The sequence below is a fragment of the Mesorhizobium sp. Ca11 genome (assembly GCF_020165275.1).
Taxonomy (GTDB): Bacteria; Pseudomonadota; Alphaproteobacteria; order Rhizobiales; family Rhizobiaceae; genus Mesorhizobium.
In genome coordinates, this window is record NZ_JAIUHU010000011.1 from 178360 (window position 1) to 197349 (window position 18990).

General features: G+C 62.3%; 21 protein-coding genes. 3 read left to right on the forward strand and 18 right to left on the reverse strand.

What is annotated here, in order from left to right:
* Nucleotides 1-84: 84 nt before the first annotated feature.
* From LB538_RS20355 to LB538_RS20390, 8 genes are all read right to left on the reverse strand, one after another.
* Nucleotides 85-852: a DeoR/GlpR family DNA-binding transcription regulator gene (locus tag LB538_RS20355; RefSeq protein WP_140545843.1), complete on the reverse strand. Its 768-nt coding sequence runs from the start codon at nucleotides 850-852 to the stop codon at nucleotides 85-87.
* Nucleotides 853-977: 125 nt separating this feature from the next.
* The gene (locus tag LB538_RS20360) at nucleotides 978-2390 is read right to left on the reverse strand and encodes a pyridoxal phosphate-dependent decarboxylase family protein (RefSeq protein ID WP_224528930.1); all 1413 of its coding nucleotides are present in this window, start codon (nucleotides 2388-2390) and stop codon (nucleotides 978-980) included.
* 59 nt (nucleotides 2391-2449) lie between these two features.
* Nucleotides 2450-3181 (reverse strand): peptidase, encoded by a 732-nt coding sequence (locus LB538_RS20365; protein WP_224528935.1) that lies wholly within the window; start codon nucleotides 3179-3181, stop codon nucleotides 2450-2452.
* Nucleotides 3182-3213: 32 nt separating this feature from the next.
* The gene (locus LB538_RS20370) at nucleotides 3214-4008 is read right to left on the reverse strand and encodes a transglutaminase domain-containing protein (protein ID WP_224528938.1); all 795 of its coding nucleotides are present in this window, start codon (nucleotides 4006-4008) and stop codon (nucleotides 3214-3216) included.
* A gap of 20 nt (nucleotides 4009-4028) precedes the next feature.
* On the reverse strand, nucleotides 4029-4970 hold the full coding sequence (locus LB538_RS20375) for an alpha-E domain-containing protein (protein ID WP_095765309.1): 942 nt from the start codon (nucleotides 4968-4970) through the stop codon (nucleotides 4029-4031).
* A 63-nt stretch (nucleotides 4971-5033) separates the two neighbouring features.
* Nucleotides 5034-5426, reverse strand: coding sequence for a four helix bundle protein (locus tag LB538_RS20380; protein ID WP_318012434.1), 393 nt, complete (start codon nucleotides 5424-5426; stop codon nucleotides 5034-5036).
* A 20-nt stretch (nucleotides 5427-5446) separates the two neighbouring features.
* Nucleotides 5447-6859: a circularly permuted type 2 ATP-grasp protein gene (locus LB538_RS20385; RefSeq protein WP_224528940.1), complete on the reverse strand. Its 1413-nt coding sequence runs from the start codon at nucleotides 6857-6859 to the stop codon at nucleotides 5447-5449.
* Between the two features lie 169 nt (nucleotides 6860-7028).
* Complete coding sequence (locus LB538_RS20390) at nucleotides 7029-7265, reverse strand: Lrp/AsnC ligand binding domain-containing protein (protein ID WP_040995065.1); 237 nt, start codon at nucleotides 7263-7265, stop codon at nucleotides 7029-7031.
* A gap of 214 nt (nucleotides 7266-7479) precedes the next feature.
* On the opposite strand from LB538_RS20390, the gene LB538_RS20395 reads away from it, so the two are divergent.
* Nucleotides 7480-7899 (forward strand): DUF4864 domain-containing protein, encoded by a 420-nt coding sequence (locus tag LB538_RS20395; protein WP_224528943.1) that lies wholly within the window; start codon nucleotides 7480-7482, stop codon nucleotides 7897-7899.
* Nucleotides 7900-7918: 19 nt separating this feature from the next.
* On the opposite strand, the gene LB538_RS20400 is transcribed toward LB538_RS20395, so the two are convergent.
* The 8 genes from LB538_RS20400 to coaD all read right to left on the reverse strand — a co-directional run bounded on the left by LB538_RS20400 (nucleotide 7919) and on the right by coaD (nucleotide 14141).
* Nucleotides 7919-9376, reverse strand: a complete 1458-nt coding sequence (locus LB538_RS20400; RefSeq protein ID WP_224528945.1) for a hypothetical protein — start codon at nucleotides 9374-9376, stop codon at nucleotides 7919-7921.
* A gap of 92 nt (nucleotides 9377-9468) precedes the next feature.
* The gene (tgt, locus tag LB538_RS20405) at nucleotides 9469-10599 is read right to left on the reverse strand and encodes a tRNA guanosine(34) transglycosylase Tgt (protein WP_224528948.1); all 1131 of its coding nucleotides are present in this window, start codon (nucleotides 10597-10599) and stop codon (nucleotides 9469-9471) included.
* Entirely contained in the window at nucleotides 10592-10861 is a 270-nt protein-coding gene (locus tag LB538_RS20410; protein ID WP_095765303.1) for a hypothetical protein, read from the reverse strand. Before LB538_RS20410 ends, tgt begins: the two co-directional genes overlap by 8 nt.
* Nucleotides 10851-11939, reverse strand: a complete 1089-nt coding sequence (gene queA, locus LB538_RS20415; protein ID WP_224560571.1) for a tRNA preQ1(34) S-adenosylmethionine ribosyltransferase-isomerase QueA — start codon at nucleotides 11937-11939, stop codon at nucleotides 10851-10853. Before queA ends, LB538_RS20410 begins: the two co-directional genes overlap by 11 nt.
* A 90-nt stretch (nucleotides 11940-12029) precedes the next feature.
* Nucleotides 12030-12479, reverse strand: a complete 450-nt coding sequence (locus tag LB538_RS20420) for a DMT family transporter (RefSeq protein ID WP_095765301.1) — start codon at nucleotides 12477-12479, stop codon at nucleotides 12030-12032.
* A gap of 10 nt (nucleotides 12480-12489) precedes the next feature.
* On the reverse strand, nucleotides 12490-13002 hold the full coding sequence (locus LB538_RS20425) for a peptidylprolyl isomerase (protein ID WP_095765300.1): 513 nt from the start codon (nucleotides 13000-13002) through the stop codon (nucleotides 12490-12492).
* A 29-nt stretch (nucleotides 13003-13031) separates the two neighbouring features.
* Nucleotides 13032-13622, reverse strand: a complete 591-nt coding sequence (locus LB538_RS20430) for a peptidylprolyl isomerase (protein ID WP_411909041.1) — start codon at nucleotides 13620-13622, stop codon at nucleotides 13032-13034.
* 18 nt (nucleotides 13623-13640) lie between these two features.
* Nucleotides 13641-14141: a pantetheine-phosphate adenylyltransferase gene (coaD, locus tag LB538_RS20435; protein ID WP_140696281.1), complete on the reverse strand. Its 501-nt coding sequence runs from the start codon at nucleotides 14139-14141 to the stop codon at nucleotides 13641-13643.
* Nucleotides 14142-14332: 191 nt separating this feature from the next.
* On the opposite strand from coaD, the gene LB538_RS20440 reads away from it, so the two are divergent.
* Nucleotides 14333-14485 carry a hypothetical protein gene (locus LB538_RS20440; RefSeq protein WP_095765297.1) on the forward strand — a complete coding sequence of 51 codons (153 nt, stop codon included), beginning with the start codon at nucleotides 14333-14335 and terminating at the stop codon, nucleotides 14483-14485.
* A 41-nt stretch (nucleotides 14486-14526) separates the two neighbouring features.
* Here LB538_RS20440 and gyrA read toward each other — a convergent pair whose 3' ends face one another.
* Both gyrA and LB538_RS20450 read right to left on the reverse strand, forming a co-directional pair.
* On the reverse strand, nucleotides 14527-17313 hold the full coding sequence (gyrA, locus tag LB538_RS20445; protein ID WP_224528955.1) for a DNA gyrase subunit A: 2787 nt from the start codon (nucleotides 17311-17313) through the stop codon (nucleotides 14527-14529).
* Nucleotides 17314-17476: 163 nt separating this feature from the next.
* Nucleotides 17477-18307 (reverse strand): helix-turn-helix domain-containing protein, encoded by an 831-nt coding sequence (locus LB538_RS20450; RefSeq protein ID WP_224528958.1) that lies wholly within the window; start codon nucleotides 18305-18307, stop codon nucleotides 17477-17479.
* A gap of 85 nt (nucleotides 18308-18392) precedes the next feature.
* Here LB538_RS20450 and LB538_RS20455 point away from each other — a divergent pair, with 85 nt between their 5' ends.
* Nucleotides 18393-18926: a hypothetical protein gene (locus LB538_RS20455; protein WP_224528975.1), complete on the forward strand. Its 534-nt coding sequence runs from the start codon at nucleotides 18393-18395 to the stop codon at nucleotides 18924-18926.
* The last annotated feature ends 64 nt before the right edge of the window (nucleotides 18927-18990 follow it).

Below are 18990 nucleotides of genomic sequence, written 5' to 3' on the forward strand. Positions count from 1 at the left end.
GAAACCGTGACGGAATTATTTCGAACTCAAAGCGAATGTCAAACGAAATATCGCGGTCGGATGAGCAAGCCGTCGAGGCGTGCCTTATTCGAACGCTGTCTCGATCAGCCGGACTTCGGTTTCCTCGCAAATCCTGCGAATCGACGGGATCTCGCAACGATCGGTGATGAAGGTATTCACCTGCGAAAGATGGCCGATCCGGACCGGCGCGGTGCGTTCGAATTTCGTCCGGTCGGAAACCAGGATGACGTGGCGGGCATTTGCGATGATGGCCTGCGCAACTTTCACCTCGCGGAAATCGAAGTCCAGCAGCGCGCCGTCATGATCGATCGCCGAGGCGCCGATGACGGCGTAATCGACCTTAAACTGGCGGATGAAATCGACGGCTGCCTCGCCGACAATGCCGCCGTCGGAACCGCGCACAACGCCGCCGGCGATCACCACCTCGATCGTGGGGTAGATGCGCATCCTATTGGCAACATTGATATTATTAGTGATGACCATAAGCCCGTTATGGTCGAGCAGCGCCTTGCTGACGGCCTCGGTGGTGGTGCCGATATTGATGAACAGCGAGGCATTGTCAGGAATCAGCCGCGCCGCCGCGCTGCCGATCGCCTCCTTCTCGTCGGCGGCAATCTTGCGGCGTGCCTCGTACTCCATGTTCTCGATGCCGGACGGGAACAGCGCACCGCCATGGATACGGGTCAGCAGGCGCTGATCGCACAGGTCGTTGAGGTCCTTGCGGATGGTCTGCGGCGTCACGTTGAAATGCGTCGCCAGGTCATCGACCAGCACCCTGCCATGGTCTTTCGCCCTCTGGATGATCTCGGCATGGCGTGGCGAAAGAAACATTGCGCGTCCTCCATTTTCGTTTTCCCCGTCTATATCGGAAAACGAAAGCGAAGAAAAGGTATAAGCCGGCTAACGAAAATCACCTGATTGAAAAAGGCAAACCAGTGTGGAACAGGTCTGCTGCCTCAGGATACGCGCCGCGCAATCTCGGTTATGACGTCGAACGCCGCATCGACATCTGCCGCCGTCGACTCGAACTGCCCCGCCTGAAAGCGGATCGCCACGCGCCCATCTACCCGCGTTTGAGTCAGGTAAATGCGGCCGTCGGTGTTGATGGCGTCGACGAGGCGGAGGTTGTGCTCGTCAGGGTCGGCGCCTGCCACCGTGCGGTGCCGGAACGAGAACAGCGAAAGCATTGGCTCGCTGACGAGCTCGAAATCCTCTTCCCCGGCAAGGCGCGCGGCAAGCCCTGCGCTCCAGGCGACATGGTTGCGGATCATGGTGCGCAGGCCCTCGAGGCCATGGGCGCGCAGCAGGAACCAAAGTTTCAGGGCGCGGAAGCGGCGGCCGAGCGGCACCGACCATTCCGAATAGTTGATGATGCCGTCATGACCCAGCGTCTTCAGAAACTCCGGCTTGATGGCCAGCGTGCGCACCAGATCTTCCGGCTGGCGCACGAACTGGATCGAGCAATCGAACTGCGCGCCGAGCCACTTGTGCGGATTGAAGACAATGGAATCGGCGCCTTCGACGCCGGCCCAGAAATGCCGGTATTCCGGGCAGATCATCGCCGACCCTGCCCAGGCGGCGTCGACATGGAGGTAAAGCCCGTGCCGCTGAGCGACCGCGGTCACCGCCGCGATGTCGTCCGTGCCGCCGGTGCTGGTGCCGCCGACGCAGGCGATGATGCCGGCGGGCAGCAGGCCAGCCTTGCGATCGGCAACGATCGCGGCCTCGAGCGCGTGCGTATCCATGGCGCGAAAACGTCCGGCGACCGGGATACGGACAAGGTTGTCCTCGCCGATGCCGGAGACCCAGATGGCTCGGTCGATCGAGGTATGGACCTGGTCGGAGGAATAGACGCGTAGCTTCGCCTGCCCGGCCAGCCCCTTTTTGTTGCCCTGCCAGTCAAGTGCCCGCTCGCGCATGGTGAGCACCGCCGCAAGCGTCGCCGAGGAAGCCGAATCCTGGATGACGCCGGAAAAGCCCTCGGGCAGGCCGAGCGCCTGGCGCATCCAGTCGACGATGCGCGTTTCGAGTTCGGTCGCCGCCGGCGAGGTCTGCCACAGCATGCATTGCGCGGCCATCGCCGAGACCAGATATTCGGCCACCACCGAAACCGGCGCTGCATTGGCGGGAAAATAGGCGAAGAAGCGCGGATGCTGCCAATGCGTCATGCCCGGCACGATCTTTTCTTCGAAGTCGGCGAAGATCCTGTCCATCGGCTCCGGCATTTCGGGCGGCGACGCCTCGATGCTTCTGAAAATCTCGCCCGGCGCGATCGCCGGCCGCACCGGGCGGTCGCGCAGGTTGGCACGATAGTCGGCGCCCCAGTCGGCGGCGCGCCTCGACCAATCGCGGAATTCGTCGCTGTCCATATTTTCCCTCCCCAGCGGCCGTCGAAGATAGCGGCCGGTCGAACCGCTCTCGCAAAGCCCTATCCCGGAAAGTCCGGCAGATTTGAAAAAGCGATTTTCAGCGCGTTGGACCAGCCGTCCGATATGGTGCGGTAGTAAGGGTCATCATGGCCGATCCGTCGGTTCAGCCCCACCCTAAGCGCATCCTGTTCCAGGAACAGCAGATCGAGCGGCAGCCCGACCGAGAGGTTGGATTTCAGCGTCGAGTCGAACGACACCAGAAGCAGCTTCACCGTTTCGGCCAGGCTCATTGCCCGATCATAGGCACGGATGATGATCGGCTTGCCGTATTTCGTCTCGCCGATCTGGAAGAAAGGCGTGTCGTCGGTCGACTCTATGAAGTTGCCTTCCGGATAGATCATGAACAGTCTGGGCGGGCTGCCCTTGATCTGGCCGCCGAGGATGAAGGAGGCATTGAAGTAGGAATCCGCCTTGTCGCCATTCGGCGAGGCATGCTCTATCACTTCCTTCACTGTATCGCCGACCAGCCGCACCGTCTGATACATGGAGGGAGTTTCGAGTAGCTTCGGATGACGGTCGCTGACCGCCTTGTTACGCTCGTCGAGCAGGCTGACAACGGCCTGCGTCGTGGCAAGGTTGCCCGCCGACATCAGCACGATGACGCGCTCGCCGGGCTGTTCCCACACATGCATCTTCTTGAAGGTCGAGATCGAATCCATGCCGGCATTGGTGCGCGTGTCCGACATGAACACGAGCCCGCTATCGATCTTGAGGCCGACGCAATAGGTCATGATTGCTCTTCTGCTAGCGATTCCGGCGCAGATTACTGCTCTACCGTGACAGTGACGGCAAGCTTCTCTTGTGCCTGCCCGAGCAGTATCCCCGACACCGGCGAGGCATCGCGATAGTCGCGCCCCGTCGCCACCCGCACATAACGTTCGTCGGGAGAGATACCGTTCGCCGGGTCGAAGGCAACCCATCCGAGCCCCACGACATAGGCCTCGGCCCAGGCATGGCTTGCGGCCTGCTCGACGGCCGCATCCATCATCAGGTAGCCGCTGACATAGCGTGCGGGAAAGCCGAGGGCGACTGCGGCAGCGATGAAGATGTGGGAGTGGTCCTGGCAGACGCCGGACTTCAACGCGAGCGCCTCCTCCGCCGGCGTCACGACGCTGGTCGCGCCCGGCCTGTAGGCGACGCGTTCGCCGATAGCGCCCATCAGCCGGTGCAGTCGCTCGATCTCGGTGCCCTGGCCCAGCGTGCCGGCCAGTTCACGTATGCCCTCGCCGGCGGCGGTGAGTGGCGTCGGCTGTCCGAACAGCCAGAGCGGCGCAAAGCCCTGATGCGGACCCGTCACGCCCGCCGTGTCATACGTGGTCACGTCTCCGGCTGCCTCGACGGTGATCGAATTCTGGCCGCTCTCGGCGCTCACCAGCCGCGTCTCGTTGCCGAAATGGTCGGTGAAGCGCACCTCCTCACGCGCGCCTTCGACCTTGACCGCCCAGGAGCCGACGGTCTGCGTGCGCCCGCTGGAAGGCCAAAGGCGCAGCCGCTGCAGCAGATACTGCACCGCTTGATCGTAGCGGTACTCGGTACGATGGGTGATCTTGAGCCGCATAACGCTCGCCTCGGCTGTGCTCAATAGAACCGGTAGTCCTGGGCGATCTCGTCGCCCAGCCTGGTGTTGTCCCGAATGAACTCGGCCAGGAACTCGTGCAGGCCATGATCGAATATGTCCTTGATCGAACCCCTCTTGAGCAGCGCCTGGATCTTCTCGGCCGTGCCATGGCAAGCATGGCGTTCACCGTAATCGTCGGCGAGGAATTTCAAATGCTCGCCGAGGAAGCGGTAGCAGAAAGTCAGCGAGCGCGGCATGCGCACGTTGAGGATCAGATAGTCGGCGATATTGGTCGGCTTGTAGTCGGCTTCATAAACCCAGCGATAGGAACGGTGCGCCGACACCGAGCGCAGGATCGATTCCCACTGATAGTTGTCGAGCGTCGAGCCGACCCAGGACAACGACGGCAGCAGCACATAATATTTCACGTCGAGGATGCGCGCCGTGTTGTCGGCGCGTTCGACATAGGTGCCGAGCTGCGAGAAATCGAAAATTTCGTTGCGCAGCATGGTGCCGTAGAATGAACCGCGGATCAGCGCCGTCTCGCGCTTGATTGCATCGAGCACCGTCGGCAGGTCGCGTTCGTCGATCGGCCTTGCCAGCATGCGCTTCAGCGACATCCAGGCTTCGTTGATGCTTTCCCAGGTCTCGCGGGTCAGCGCCGTGCGCACCATGCGGGCATTGTTGCGCGCCGTCTCGATCGACGACATCGTGCTCGACGGGTTCGAGGTGTCGCGCAGCAAGAAGTCCGAGACGTTGGCGGCGGTATAGTCCTGGTACTTTTGGCTGAAGGCGATGTCCGAGCCGGCGCTGAGCAGGACCGAGTTCCATTCCTCCGAAGCGCTCTGGGTGCGCGTCAACGCCATGCGTAGGCCGGCATCGACCAGGCGCGCCATGTTTTCGGCCCGCTCGATATAGCGGTTCATCCAGTAGAGACCGTTTGCGGTGCGGCCCAAAAGCATATCAGCTTGCTCCGGTATCGAGCGAATAGCGAATAGCGAGTAGCGAATAGGGAGAAAAAGACTTCATGACTTTTGCTGCAGGCTCCGGATCATCGAACGTAGCATCTTTCCTATTTCGTCAGTTTGGCCAAGCAAGCTGGCGACCTTCGCTTCGACCATCAGCCCAACCTCTCCGCACAGGATGAGATGTGTCTCCAACTCTTTCAGAGAGCCCTGCGCTACCCGAAGAAATCGAATGAAAGCTCCCGTATTTTCTCTTCCGTGACCTTCCGCAACATTCGCTGCGATGGAAGCCGCCGAGCGTCTTATCTGAGAGGTCATTCCGTACGCTTCGCTGTTTGGAAAAGCTTTCGTGGCCGAATAGCAATCCACGGCCAACCTCAAAGCCGCCTTCCAAACAATCAGATCTCTGTAGGAATTGATTGCCGTCGTATCCCCCTTTTCCCTACTCGCTATTCGCTACTCTCTATTCGCTCTTAATCATCCAGCACCCACGTATCCTTCGTCCCGCCCCCCTGTGAGGAATTGACCACCAAGGACCCCTCCTTGAGCGCGACGCGCGTCAAGCCGCCCGGCACGATCTGGATGCGGTCGGATACGAGCACGTAAGGCCTGAGATCGACATGGCGCGGCGACAGGCCCTTTTCGGTCAGGATCGGGCAGGTGGACAGCGCCAGGGTCGGCTGAGCGATGTAGTTCGAGGGCTTCGCCTGCAGCTTTTTTGCAAAGTCCTGGCATTCCTTCTTGGTTGCCGCCGGGCCGACCAGCATGCCGTAGCCGCCGGAGCCGTGCACTTCCTTGATGACGAGCTCGTGGATGTGCTCCAGCACATATTTTAGGCTGTCGGCTTCCGAGCAGCGCCAAGTCGGGATGTTGCCGAGGATCGCCTTGCGGCCGGTGTAGAACTCGACGATCTCCGGCATGTAGGAATAGATCGCCTTGTCGTCGGCGATGCCGGTTCCCGGCGCGTTGGCGATGGTGATGTTGCCGGCGCGGTAGACATCCATGATGCCGGGCACCCCGAGCGCGGAATCCGGCCGGAAGGTCAGCGGATCGAGGAAGTTGTCGTCGACGCGCCGGTAGAGCACGTCGATCTGCTTGTAGCCTTCGGTCGTGCGCATCGCCACATGGCCGTCGACGACACGCAGGTCCTGCCCTTCGACGAGCTGCACGCCCATCTGGTCGGCAAGGAACGCATGCTCGAAATAGGCCGAGTTGTACGAGCCCGGCGTCAGCACCGCGATCGTTGGCGCGCCCTTGCTGCTTTGCGGCCGCACCGCGGCCAGCGACTGGCGCAGGAGTTGTGGGTAGTTCTCGACCGGCCGAACCTTGATCTTCTGGAACAGCTCCGGAAAGAGCTGCATCATAGTCTCGCGGTTCTCCAGCATGTAGGAGACGCCCGACGGCGTGCGGGCATTGTCCTCCAGCACGTAGAACTCGTTCTCAGAGATGCGGACGATGTCGACGCCGATAATGTGGGTGTAGACGCCGGCCGGCGGCCTGACCCCGATCATCTCGGGCAGGAAGGCCTCATTCCTGGCGATCAGATCCTTGGGTACCCGCCCGGCGCGCAGGATCTCCTGGCGATGATAGATGTCGTCGAGAAAGGCGTTCAGCGCCTGCACGCGCTGCTCGATGCCTTGCGTCAGCCGGCGCCATTCGTGGCCGGAGAGGATGCGCGGGACGATGTCGAAAGGGATCAGCCGCTCGGAAGCTTCCTGCTCGCCATAGACGGCAAAGGTAATGCCGGTCTTGCGGAAGACGCGCTCGGCATCCTGCATTTTCTGGGTAAGCCTGGCTGGGTCCTGCTCCTTCAGCCAGCGATCGTAAGCCTCATAAGGTCTTCTCAATCCGGAAACTTCCGGAAGCATTTCGTCGAACGCTGCCAATCGCGTACTCCCCTCTGAGACCATTTCACTGGCCTCGCCGGAGAAAATCAAGCGCAATCGGAGATTTAGGAAGCCGCGGCGGCCACTCTATGCAAATTGCCTAGAATCAAGGCACGGACAGCAAGGCTGGGTCAGCTCCTGCTTTCCGGCGGGGCACAGACAGGCCCGGTCAGAACGCCCGGAAGGTCACAATGGTGAAGGTGTCCTTGATTCCAGGCAGAATCTGCACCCGCTCGTTGACGAAATGGCCAACGTCTTCCTCGTCGTCGATATAAAATTTGGCAAGCAGGTCGTAATTGCCCGCGGTCGAGTAGATCTCGGAGGCGATTTCGGCATCGGCGAGCGCGCTGGCGACCTCATAGGACTTGCCCAGGTCGCACTTGATCTGCACGAAAAATGCCTTCATTGCCCGGTCCTGCCAGCCTGCTTCATGAATAAGCGGCCCTTGTGGCAGACTGCTGCCCGGCTTTCAAGCTTCCCGCGCCGCACACCTCGAAGAGTACCTGATCCCGCTTCCCGACGCTGAAATGGTGAAATCTTCGCATCCCGGTGAAACCACGCCATGGCGCGATGCGTATGTTAGATTGCATTCGCCAAAGCGAATTCCGGGGAGGCAGGCCATGCGCCGCGCTTTGTTCGCACTTGCTCTTGTTCCGATGTTGATAGCCTCGCTTGCTTTCGCCGGCGACGCTGAGATCAAGGCCGCGCAGACAGTCATCGACAGCCAGTTGAAGGCCTTCGTCGCCGATGACGGCGCCACCGCCTACAGCTTCGCCGCGCCGAACGTGAAGCAGATCTTTCCGACCGTCGACACCTTCATGAACATGGTGACGAACGGCTACGCGCCGGTGCGCAAGCCCCGATCCTATTCCTTCGGCAAGGTCGAGCAGACCGGACCCGGCTCGATCATCCAGCAGGTGCTGATCATCGGGCCCGACGGCAAGGATTATGAGGCGGTCTATACGCTGCAGCAACAAGCGGACGGCAGCTTCAAGATCACCGGCTGCAGCCTGCGCGCCTCGACTTCGGTCAGTACCTGAGCCCGACCGGCATGACCGCTCAATCTCGGCGGCTATACAGTGTCCAGCCCATACCGGAGAGGCCCCAGAAGGTCGAGGCTCCGGCTCGTTCGTAGGCAAGCGCGCAATCGAAATCCACGCGCTCCGGCTGTTTTTGGGTATCGCCTTCGAGAATCAGCCAGTCCGCGCGTCCGGCGCAAATCTTGTCCTGGGTGACGAGCGATGCCTGGCGGCCGATGCGCGCAGCGAAATAATCGACCACCATGCCGGTGCGGAAATCGGCGTTGGTGGCATATGTGGCGGCGCCGCTCTTTGTCATCTCGTCCACCATCCCGGAATAGGAACCGCGCCCATGCTCATAGAAATGGGCCAGCAACGCCGCGTTGCCGCCGGCCACAAGAACGAGCATCCCGGCGGCAAAAAGCCTTCTCTTACCGCCGGCGTCGAAGCCGCGTCCGATCAAGTCTCCGGCCCAAAGCAGCAACAAGGTTCCGCTGACAATGAAATAGCGCGGGAATTCAACATTCGGCAGATGCGCCGCCGCCATTATGGCGGGCAGCCCGACGACGCCGATGGCATAAAGGCTGGCCCGGCGATCGCGCGAGACGCCTGCATGTGCCAAGACCAGGATGCAGGTCACCGCGACCCACGTCCAGTCGCCGATCCAGTCCGGCAGGCCGAAAAGATAGCGGATCATTCCGCCATAACCGGCGGCGAATTTCTCGAGCGAGAAAGAGGAAAAACCGCCGATATTGAAGCTGAACCATCGTGCGCCTACAAGCATTGCCGCGGCAAGCGGAAGCACGGCAAGGAAAGCAGGCAGAAAGGCCTGGACGACCTCCTTGTTGACGACAATCAGACTGCGGCTGCCTCGCCAGCTCAGCCACGCCGTCCAGGCCGTTAGCACCACCACCGTTTCGACCATTGTCAGGTGGGAAAGGAAGCCAAGCAGAATTGCGACAGCAAGAGCGACGCCGTACGCACCCCGCTTGTCGAACCAGCGCTCCAGAAGAGCCACCGCAACGAGTGTGAACAGCGCCAGGCCGGCATAGCCACGTGCCTCCGAGCCGTAGTGAACCATCGGATAGCTCAACGCAAACAGCAGCGCCGACCCAATCATTGCCCAACGTCCGCGCGATATCGCCGCGGCTGCAATGACGGTGCATCCGCTGAGCGTTATTGAGAAGCCGCGCTGGACCAGCGGCGCGGCATCGGGCCCGACGACATACTGGTATATCGAGTTGAGAAAGTGGTTGTTGTCGTGGTTCACACGCCAGAATATCTGGTCGATCGAGGTCAGCGGCTTCAGCAGCGTGATGCTCCAGATCTCGTCGTGCCAGAGATCCCCGCGCGCGCCGAGCAGGCGCAAGATAAGGCCGACAAGCACGACCCCTGAAATTACAAGTAATAGACTGTAACTCCATTGCTGGGTCGCCGCAGAACCTGGCCGGTAAAAATTAGCGCTTGCTGCTTTATGGTCGACGATCGACGCGTCCATCTTTACCAAAGTCGTGCCGCCCCTTGCCTCGATATGGCAAGGCATACTTACTCTTGATCTGATTTATGAAAGGTTTTCCGACGGCTTCCTGATCAAAGGACCGGGATATCGCCCCGCGCCCAGCCTTCGGTAATCGCGGCGGCGCGCGCTTCGAAAGCCTGCGTCTCGATGGCTGTTCGGACGTCCTGCATCAGCCTCTGATAATAAGACAGGTTGTTCCAGGTGAGCAGCATGGCGCCGAGCGCTTCCTGCGAGCGCACCAGGTGATGCAGGTAGGCGCGCGAATAATCGCGCGCGGCCGGGCAGTCGCTTTCCTCGTCGAGCGGGCGCGGATCGTCGGCATGGCGGGCGTTCCTGAGATTGACCTTGCCGCGGCGCGTGTAGGCAAGGCCATGGCGGCCGGCGCGGGTCGGCATCACGCAGTCGAACATGTCGATGCCGCGCGCCACCGATTTCAGGATATCGTCCGGCGTGCCGACGCCCATCAGGTAGCGCGGTCTGTCGGCCGGCAGCTCCGGGCAAGTGATGTCGAGCATCTCCAGCATCACCGGCTGCGGCTCGCCGACCGCGAGCCCGCCAACCGCATAGCCTTTCAGATCCATCGCTTTCAGCGCCTGGGCGGAGCGCACGCGCAAGGCTGCGCTGTCGCCGCCCTGGACGATGCCGAACATCGCCTTGCCCGGCTGGTCGCCGAACGCCGCCTTGCAGCGCTCCGCCCAGCGCAGCGACAATTCCATGGCGCGCTCGATCTCCTCGGGCTTGGCCGGCAGCGCCGTGCATTCGTCGAGCTGCATCTGGATGTCGGAATCGAGCAGTCCCTGGATTTCGATCGATCGCTCCGGCGACATCTCGTAGGGCGCGCCGTCGATATGCGAGCGGAAGGTGACACCCTGTTCGGTCAGCTTCCTGAGCTTCGACAGCGACATGACCTGAAAGCCGCCGCTGTCGGTCAGGATCGGATGCGGCCACCGCGCGAACTCATGCAGGCCGCCGAGCCGGGCCACGCGCTCGGCGCCTGGTCGCAGCATCAGATGGTAGGTGTTGCCGAGGATGATGTCGGCGCCGACCCCGCGCACCTGGTCCATATACATGGTCTTGACGGTGCCGCCGGTGCCGACCGGCATGAAGGCCGGCGTGCGGATCTCGCCGCGCGGCATTGAGACCAGGCCGCGCCGCGCCTTGCCATCGGTGGCAAGCACCTGAAATGAAAAAGTGTCAGCCATTGAATTCCTTGTCGTGCTCCGGCGCGCCGGGCGCCTGCTCGTCGAGCGACTGCCGATAGCGGATGCAGCCGCGCATGAATTTCGGCCATGGCGGCACGGCGATCGCCGGCTCGGTCCTTTCCGGCAAAAGCTCCCAGAGGTCAGGATGATGCCAGCACAGATCATGCCCTGTCGCGTCGCGATGCGCGCGAATGCCGGCGCGCAGTTTCTTCACCTGCGCGATCAGCGTATCGCGGTCCATGCTGTCGAGGTCATCGTCCATTGCTCGTCTCCGTACGAAAAAGCAGGCTTGCGTCTCCATAGGAGTAGAACCTGTAGCGGTTCTCGATGGCATGCCCATAGGCCGAGCGCATCGCCTCCAGCCCGCTGAAGGCCGAGACCAGCATGAACAGCGTCGAGCGCGGCAGATGGAAATTGGTTATCAGTATATCGGCCGTACGGAAGCGATAGCCGGGCGTGATGAAGATGTCGGTTGGTCCGGACCAGGGCTCGATCCTGCCGTCGTCGCGCGCCGCGCTCTCCAAGAGCCGCAGCGATGTCGTGCCGACGCAGATGATCCGGCCTCCCCGCGCCTTGGCCGCGTTGAGCGCCGCCGCCGTCTCCGGGCTTACCGAGCCGGTCTCGGCATGCATCTTGTGGTCGGTCGTGTCGTCGGCCTTCACCGGTAAAAAGGTGCCGGCGCCGACATGCAGCGTGACGAAGCGGCGCTCGATGCCCTTGGCGTCGAGCGCCGCGAACAGCTCCGGGGTGAAATGCAGGCCAGCGGTAGGCGCGGCGACCGCGCCTTCCTCGCGCGCATAGATCGTCTGATAATCGGCGCGGTCGCGCTCGTCGTCCTCGCGCTTCGACGCAATGTAGGGCGGCAGCGGGATATGCCCGACGGCATGCAGCGCCTCGTCGAGAAAGGCGCCCGACAGATCGAAGCCGAGCAGCGCTTCGCCGCCCTCGCCTTTTTCAAGCACCGTGGCGTCGAGCCGGCCCAGAAAGCAGGAACTGCCGTCATGGCCGAACTGGATGCGGTCGCCGGCGGCGATGCGCTTGCCCGGCCGCATGAAGGCCAGCCAGCGGTCGGGACCGGTGCGCATGTGCAGCGTCGCCTCGACCTGCGCCGCCGCTTCGCCGCGCAGCCTGATGCCCTTCAATTGCGCCGGGATGACTTTGGTGTCGTTGAACACCAGCACGTCGCCGGCCTCGAGCAGCGACGGCAGGTCCCGGACCGTCCGGTCCTCGAAACCGGTGTCCGGCCTCACCACCAGCAGCCGAGCGCTGTCGCGCGGCTCGGCCGGCCTGAGCGCGATGCGGTCTTCGGGAAGATCGAAATCGAAGAGGTCCACTTTCATGCCTGCGGCAATAACCCGATCGCCGCGCTCTCGCCACCGTCTTGTTGCCGCGCCTTGCGAGCAATTGCCGTCGAACGAAACAGCCGACGCTCAGGTCAGCCGCACCAGCAGCGCTCCGGCCAAGAGCAGCACAGCGCCGGCGACGCGGCCAAGCGAGATTTCGCGCACCGCCACGCCAAGGAAGCCGGCGCGGTCGATCAGCATGCCGGCGATCAGCTGACCGGCGACCAGGAAGGCCATCAGCGCCGCCGCGCCGATGCGTGGCGTGAGGATCGTCGACAGCGTCACATAGAAGCCGCCGAGCATGCCGCCGGCGACGAACAGCCAGGGCGCCGGCGCCTTCCAGTCGAGCGAGATGCCCTGCAGCTTCACCACCGAAATCGAGATGATGCCAAGCACGATGGCACCGGACAGGAAGGAAAAGGCGGCGGCCGCGACCGGAAGGCCGAGGCCCTTAGCCAATTGCGAATTGATCGGCGCCTGGATGGCGATGAAGGCGCCGGACAGGATGCCGAGCAGAGACCAGACAGCGCCCATCATGGTTCCGCCTTTACTTGACGTCTGCCGCGACTTTCAGCGACACGATCTTGTCGGGATCCTGCACCGGCTCGCCGCGCTTGATCTTGTCGACATTCTCCATGCCTTCGATGACCTGGCCCCAAACCGTGTACTGGCGGTTGAGGAAGGCCGCGTCGTCGAAGCAGATGAAGAACTGCGAGTTCGCCGAGTTCGGGTTCTGGGCCCTAGCCATCGAGCAGGCGCCGCGGCCGTGATTGGCGTTGGAGAACTCGGCCTTGAGGTCCGGCTTGTCGGAGCCGCCCATGCCCGCGCGCGACGGCGCATAAGTGGGCTTGCTCGAATTGCCAAACTTGACGTCGCCGGTCTGCGCCATGAAGCCGTCGATGACGCGGTGGAACACCACGCCGTCATAGGCGCCTTCGCGCGCCAGCTCTTTAATGCGCGCAACATGGCCGGGCGCAAGCTCGGGATACATTTCGATGACGACCGGGCCCTTGGTCGTTTCCATGATGAGCGCGTTCTCGCGGTCTTTGATCTCAGCCATGTCGGAAAATCCTTTGAAAATTGAGGGAGTTACTTGCTGTCGGCGGCGATGCGAACCTTGATCATGCGGTCGGGGTCGGTGACCGTGCCGTTGTCGGGCTCGTCGCCCTTCTTGATCTTGTCGACGAGATCCATGCCGCCGACCACCTTGCCGACGATGGTGTACTGGCCGTCGAGGTTCGGCGCCGGCGCGAACATGATGAAGAATTGCGAGTTGGCCGAGTTCGGGTCCTGCGAACGGGCCATGCCGACCACGCCGCGCGCGAACTGCTCGCTCTGCGAAAACTCGGCCGGCAGGTCGGGAAGATCGGAGCCGCCGGTGCCGACGGCTTCAGGGTTGAACCCCTTCTTCATGTTGCCGAATTTGACGTCGCCGGTCTGCGCCATGAAGCCGTCGATGACGCGGTGGAAGGCGACGTTATCGTAAGCGCCGTCGCGCACCAGCTTCTTGATCTGCGCGACATGCTTGGGCGCCAGATCGGGACGCAACGCGATGGTCACGTCGCCGTTCTTGAGCGTGATGATCATGGTGTCTTCCTTGTCGGCGGCGACGGCCGGCAAGGACGCCGCGAAAAGGCCGGCAACCACGACAAGGAACGAAGCGAGCTTCTTCAGCTGCATGGGTATCTCCGGGAAAACCTATTTGGTGAACTTGGCGGCGAGCGCGCCGGCAACGGCCGCAGGCACGAACGGGCGGATATCGCCGCCCATCGACGCAATCTGGCGCACAAGTGTGGCGGTAATGGTGCGCACCGAAGGGCTGGCGGGCAGAAAAACCGTCTGCAATTCCGGCGCCATCGTCTCGTTCATGCCGGCCATCTGCATTTCGTAATCGAGGTCGGTGCCGTCGCGCAGCCCCCGGATCATGATCGAGGCGCCGTGCTTGCGGGCCGCGTCGATGACCAGCCCATCGAAGGACACGACCTTGATACGATCGCTGTCGCGACCGAATTCGGCCTTGGTTGCGGCCTCGATCAACTCAACGCGTTCCTCGAAGGAAAACAACGGCTTCTTGCCCGGATGAATGCCGATCGCCGCATAGACGGTATCGGCCACCGCCAGCGACGCTTTAAGCACATCGAGATGGCCATTGGTCAGCGGGTCGAAAGAGCCGGCGTAAAGGGCGGTGCGTTCCGTCATGGCAGGCTTCTAGCGAGCCTCTCGGACAAAGGCAAATCTCATTAATTGCATTGCCGTGAACCTTTTCGCGCCGATGAACGACAGATGAATGCGGCAATCACGAACATTTCACGCAGCGTTCACTAGGTTGCCGCTTCAAGAGGTGAAACCAAATCCCCACCTCATCGTTGTACGCCCAGGAGAACACGCAAATGCTGATCTACATGCTTGCCACTGCAATGACCATTGTGATGCTGATCGCGACTGCATTCGGGTTGCATCAGGAAGCAGCGCGAGTGCGCGTCAAGGCCAATACCAAGCGGCTCGATGGTTTCGCCCATCGCAACGTCTACCGTCGCCACTGATCATGATCGCACCGGCCCAGAGAGGCCGGTGAAGCTTGAACCTATTCGCCTTCGCCCATGTCGTCGGTGCCGGTCTCGCTTGAAGCCACGTCTTCGGCCTCTTCGTCCGACTGCGGTTCCGAAATCCGCTCCACCGATACAACCTTCTCGCCTTCGGCCGTGTTGAAGATCGTCACGCCCTTAGTGGCCCGGCTGGCGAAGCGTATGCCGTTGACCGGCACGCGGATGACCGTGCCGCCGTCCGAAACCAGCATGATCTGATCGTCATTGCCGACCGGGAACGTCGCGACCAGCCGGCCGATCTCGGCTACCTTCGACACATCGGTGGCGCGGATACCTTTGCCGCCGCGGCCCGTCAGCCGGAAATCGTAGGACGACGAGCGCTTGCCGTAGCCATATTCGGTCACCGTGAGCACAAGCTTCTCATGCGCCTTGAGGAACTCGTAGCGCTCCTCGGAAAGCTCGGCTTCCTCGCCGATTTCCTCATTGGTGAGCGCGATCTCCTCCTCCTCGCCGGCTCCGCCGGCGGCAAGCCTGCGCTCCGCCGCGGCGCGCTTCAGATAGGCCGCGCGCTCTGCTGGCGACGCATCGACGTTCTCGATGATGGACATCGAGATGATGCGGTCGGTCTCGGCCATGGTTATGCCGCGCACGCCGACGGAATTGCGGCTCTGGAACACACGCACATCGGAGACCCGGAAACGGATGCACTGGCCGGAATTCGCGGTCAGAAGCACATCGTCATTGTCGGTGCAGGTCTCGACGCCAAGGATCTCGTCGCCCTCTTCCTCCAGCTTCATGGCGATCTTGCCGTTGCGGTTGACCTGGACGAAGTCGGACAGCTTGTTGCGGCGCACGGTGCCGCGCGTGGTCGCGAACATCACATCGAGCTCGCCCCAGCTGGTTTCGTCCTCCGGCAGCGGCATGATCGTCGTAATGCGCTCGCCCTGCTCGAGCGGCAGCATGTTGATCAGCGCCTTGCCGCGCGATTGCGGGTTTCCGATCGGCAGCCGCCAGACCTTTTCCTTGTAGACGATGCCGCGCGAGGAGAAGAACAGCACCGGCGTGTGCGTGTTGGCGACGAACAGGCGGGTGACGAAATCCTCTTCCTTGGTCGACATGCCGGAGCGGCCCTTGCCGCCGCGGCGCTGCGCTCGGTAGAGTGAAAGCGGCACGCGCTTGATGTAGCCGGAATGGCTGACGGTGACGACCATGTCCTCGCGCTGGATCAGGTCCTCGTCTTCCATATCCGAACCGCCGTCGGTCAGCTCGGTGCGGCGCGGTGTGCCGAACTCGTCGCGGACCGCGACCAGCTCGTGCTTGACGATCTGCTGGATACGCGCGCGCGATGACAAAATATCAAGGAAATCGACGATTTCAGCGCCGATCTGGTTCAATTCGTCGGCGATCTCGTCGCGGCCGAGCGCGGTCAGGCGCTGCAGGCGCAGGTCAAGAATGGCGCGCGCCTGTTCCTCGGACAGATTATAGGTGCCGTCCTCGTTGATGCGATGGCGCGGATCGTCGATCAGCTGGATCAGCGGAGCGACGTCGTGTGACGGCCAGCGCCGCTCCATCAACTGCTCGCGCGCCGTCTGCGGATCCGGCGCGGTGCGGATCAGCTTGATCACCTCGTCGATATTAGCGACCGCAATGGCCAGACCGACCAACACATGCGCCCGCTCGCGCGCCTTGCGCAGCAGATATTTCGTGCGACGGCTGACGACTTCCTCGCGGAAGCCGACAAAGGCCTTCAGCATGTCGATCAGCGTCAGCACTTCCGGCTTGCCACCGTTGAGCGCCACCATATTGGCGCCGAACGAGGTTTGCAGCGGCGTGAAACGGTAGAGCTGGTTGAGGACAACGTCGGCTACGGCGTCGCGCTTCAACTCCACGACGACGCGGTAGCCCTGGCGGTCGCTCTCGTCGCGGATGTCGGAAATGCCCTCGATGCGCTTGTCGCGCACCAGCTCGGCCATCTTCTCGATCATCGAGGCCTTGTTCACCTGATAAGGAATCTCGGTGACGACGATGGATTCGCGGTCATTGCCGCGCTGCTCGATCTCGACGCGGCCGCGCATGACGATCGAACCGCGGCCCGTCGAATAGGCATTGTAGATGCCCGAACGGCCAAGCACGATGCCGCCGGTCGGGAAATCCGGACCGGGCACGATCTCCATCAGCGCCGTCAGGTCGATCGCCGGATTGTCGATGAGAGCGATGGCGCCGTTGCAGACTTCGACGAGATTGTGCGGTGGAATGTTGGTGGCCATGCCGACGGCGATACCGCCGGAGCCGTTGACCAGAAGGTTCGGGAAACGGGCCGGCAGTACCTTGGGCTCGCTGCCGGACGCATCATAAGTATCCTGAAAATCGACGGTTTCCTTGTCGATGTCCTCCAAGAGCTCATGCGCGACCTTGGTGAGCCTGGACTCGGTGTAGCGCATCGCCGCCGGCGGATCGCCGTCGATCGAGCCGAAATTGCCCTGACCGTCGATCAGCGGCACGCGCAGCGACCAGTCCTGCGCCATGCGCACCAGCGCGTCATAGATCGAGGCATCGCCATGCGGATGGTATTTACCCATCACGTCGGCGACCGGGCGGGCCGATTTCACATATTTGCGGTTCCAGTGGTAGCCGCTCTCATGCGAGGCATAGAGGATGCGGCGATGCACCGGCTTCAGGCCGTCGCGCACGTCGGGCAGCGCACGGCTGACGATCACGCTCATGGCGTAATCGAGATAGGAGCGCTGCATCTCCTCGATGATCGAAATCGGCTCGATGCCGGTGGGGCCGCCGTCCGGCCCGCGCGGTGTCTTCTGGTCGGTCAAATCAGGTCACAATCCAGTCGGGAATCACTCACCGCTTATATAGGAAGCCTCGCCGAAACTCCAATGTCGGCCGGACTTTTCCAGAGACAATTTTGATGGCAATTTCAAATGGATATCGCTGATTGCGACGATATGGCCAAGGTCGATTTCGCTTCAGCCGGCGTTAGCGCCCTCTGGTCCGTCTGGCGCGATACGCGCCGGGAGCTTGTCCCATCTCGCGCCGGAACCGGCGGTTGAAGGTCGACAGATCGTTAAAGCCGGCATCGAAGGCGATCGTCGAGATCGCCGCGCTCGAGCTGCGCAGACGCACCGCGGCGCGGTGCAGCCTCGTCCTCAGCAGGAATTGATAGGGCGTCATGCCGGCAACCTGCCGGAACGTGCGCAGGAAGTGAAACGGGCTTGTCGCCACGCCGGCAGCGAGCTTGGCAAGCGACAATGGTCGATCGGCGTTGAGCTCGATCAGCCGCACCGCCTCGGCAACGCGTTTCTGGTCGCGGCGGCTGGGCGCCCGGCCAGCTGTGGAAGTGTCGGCCGCAGCCGTGGCGACCGCCCCGGCCATGCGCAGGCCGAGTTCCTCGAATGCGTCGCCGTCGCCCGCTTCCCGTGCCGCCTCCGCCTCGGCCAGCAGAGGCGCCAGCGCCGGCAAGGGCGGCAGGCGTGGATGGGTAAAGCCGAGCCGTTTCACATCCGGCAGGTCGGCCAGGACGCGCTCCAGATAGGCCGGCGAAAAATGGAAGGAGAGGCAGCGGTCGCCGGCGCCGTGCTCATGCCCGCATTCATAGCAGGCGCCGGGATTGCCGAGCAGGAGGGCGCCCGGCGCCAGCATCGCCGTCCCCTGGCGCGTGCGATAGCGGAACGTGCCCCTGGTCACGGCGGCGACGCAAAAGCTGCAATGCTCTTCCTCGAATGGCTTGTCGCCGGCGACGGCCGTGCACACCACGTCGGACACCTGCCAGCCATGTCCGGAAGCCAGAGTCTTCTGCGCGGTCGTCATGGCTGAAAGATAGCAATTTTTCCCAAGCGTAGAACCCTGCCATACCGCTATTGCTAGCCCTCTCCTGACAAACGAGGCAGCAACAATGACCGATCCTTTTGCCGAGGCCCTGCACAGCGACGGCCCAAAACCGGACCTTGCCGAAAAGCTGAAACTCTATGGCCGCTTCATCGGCGCATGGACGTTCGATGCCACACGCATTCTCGAGGATGGCACAAGGCTCACGGGTCGCGGCGAAGTGCATTTCGGCTGGGTTCTCGAAGGCCGCGCCGTGCAGGACGTCTGGATCTTGCCCGCGCGGAACACCGGGGTCCAGACTTCGCTCGGAGCATGGACCTTCTACGGCACCACATTGCGTGTCTACGATCCGGGCGCCGACGCCTGGCACATCTTCTGGAGCGACCCGCGCAACCAGTATTACAGCCGCCAACTCGGCCACACCGAGGACGGCACGATCGTCCAGGTCGGTACGGACGGCACCGGCGCGTCTGTGCGCTGGAGCTTTTCACGCATCACCGAAAACTCGTTTCGCTGGCTCGGCGAGCGCTCGCATGATGGCGGCGCGACCTGGCGAATGGAGGTCGAGTTTCTGGCTCGTCGCCTAAATGAACCTCGATAGCGATCGAAAAGCCGCAAGGAATTGAAAGCGATCCCTCGCGCCTGCTTTCACAGCTTCGCACACC

What these genes read in the sequence shown, in the direction of transcription:
- LB538_RS20355 (WP_140545843.1), bottom strand. Translation starts at nt 852, where the DNA reads ATGTTTCTTTCGCCACGCCATGCCGAGATCATCCAGAGGGCGAAAGAC.
- LB538_RS20360 (WP_224528930.1), bottom strand. Translation starts at nt 2,390, where the DNA reads ATGGACAGCGACGAATTCCGCGATTGGTCGAGGCGCGCCGCCGACTGG.
- LB538_RS20365 (WP_224528935.1), bottom strand. Translation starts at nt 3,181, where the DNA reads ATGACCTATTGCGTCGGCCTCAAGATCGATAGCGGGCTCGTGTTCATG.
- LB538_RS20370 (WP_224528938.1), bottom strand. Translation starts at nt 4,008, where the DNA reads ATGCGGCTCAAGATCACCCATCGTACCGAGTACCGCTACGATCAAGCG.
- LB538_RS20375 (WP_095765309.1), bottom strand. Translation starts at nt 4,970, where the DNA reads ATGCTTTTGGGCCGCACCGCAAACGGTCTCTACTGGATGAACCGCTAT.
- LB538_RS20390 (WP_040995065.1), bottom strand. Translation starts at nt 7,265, where the DNA reads ATGAAGGCATTTTTCGTGCAGATCAAGTGCGACCTGGGCAAGTCCTAT.
- LB538_RS20395 (WP_224528943.1), top strand. Translation starts at nt 7,480, where the DNA reads ATGCGCCGCGCTTTGTTCGCACTTGCTCTTGTTCCGATGTTGATAGCC.
- LB538_RS20400 (WP_224528945.1), bottom strand. Translation starts at nt 9,376, where the DNA reads ATGGACGCGTCGATCGTCGACCATAAAGCAGCAAGCGCTAATTTTTAC.
- tgt (WP_224528948.1), bottom strand. Translation starts at nt 10,599, where the DNA reads ATGGCTGACACTTTTTCATTTCAGGTGCTTGCCACCGATGGCAAGGCG.
- LB538_RS20410 (WP_095765303.1), bottom strand. Translation starts at nt 10,861, where the DNA reads ATGGACGATGACCTCGACAGCATGGACCGCGATACGCTGATCGCGCAG.
- queA (WP_224560571.1), bottom strand. Translation starts at nt 11,939, where the DNA reads ATGAAAGTGGACCTCTTCGATTTCGATCTTCCCGAAGACCGCATCGCG.
- LB538_RS20420 (WP_095765301.1), bottom strand. Translation starts at nt 12,479, where the DNA reads ATGATGGGCGCTGTCTGGTCTCTGCTCGGCATCCTGTCCGGCGCCTTC.
- LB538_RS20425 (WP_095765300.1), bottom strand. Translation starts at nt 13,002, where the DNA reads ATGGCTGAGATCAAAGACCGCGAGAACGCGCTCATCATGGAAACGACC.
- LB538_RS20430 (WP_411909041.1), bottom strand. Translation starts at nt 13,622, where the DNA reads ATGCAGCTGAAGAAGCTCGCTTCGTTCCTTGTCGTGGTTGCCGGCCTT.
- coaD (WP_140696281.1), bottom strand. Translation starts at nt 14,141, where the DNA reads ATGACGGAACGCACCGCCCTTTACGCCGGCTCTTTCGACCCGCTGACC.
- LB538_RS20440 (WP_095765297.1), top strand. Translation starts at nt 14,333, where the DNA reads ATGCTGATCTACATGCTTGCCACTGCAATGACCATTGTGATGCTGATC.
- LB538_RS20450 (WP_224528958.1), bottom strand. Translation starts at nt 18,307, where the DNA reads ATGACGACCGCGCAGAAGACTCTGGCTTCCGGACATGGCTGGCAGGTG.
- LB538_RS20455 (WP_224528975.1), top strand. Translation starts at nt 18,393, where the DNA reads ATGACCGATCCTTTTGCCGAGGCCCTGCACAGCGACGGCCCAAAACCG.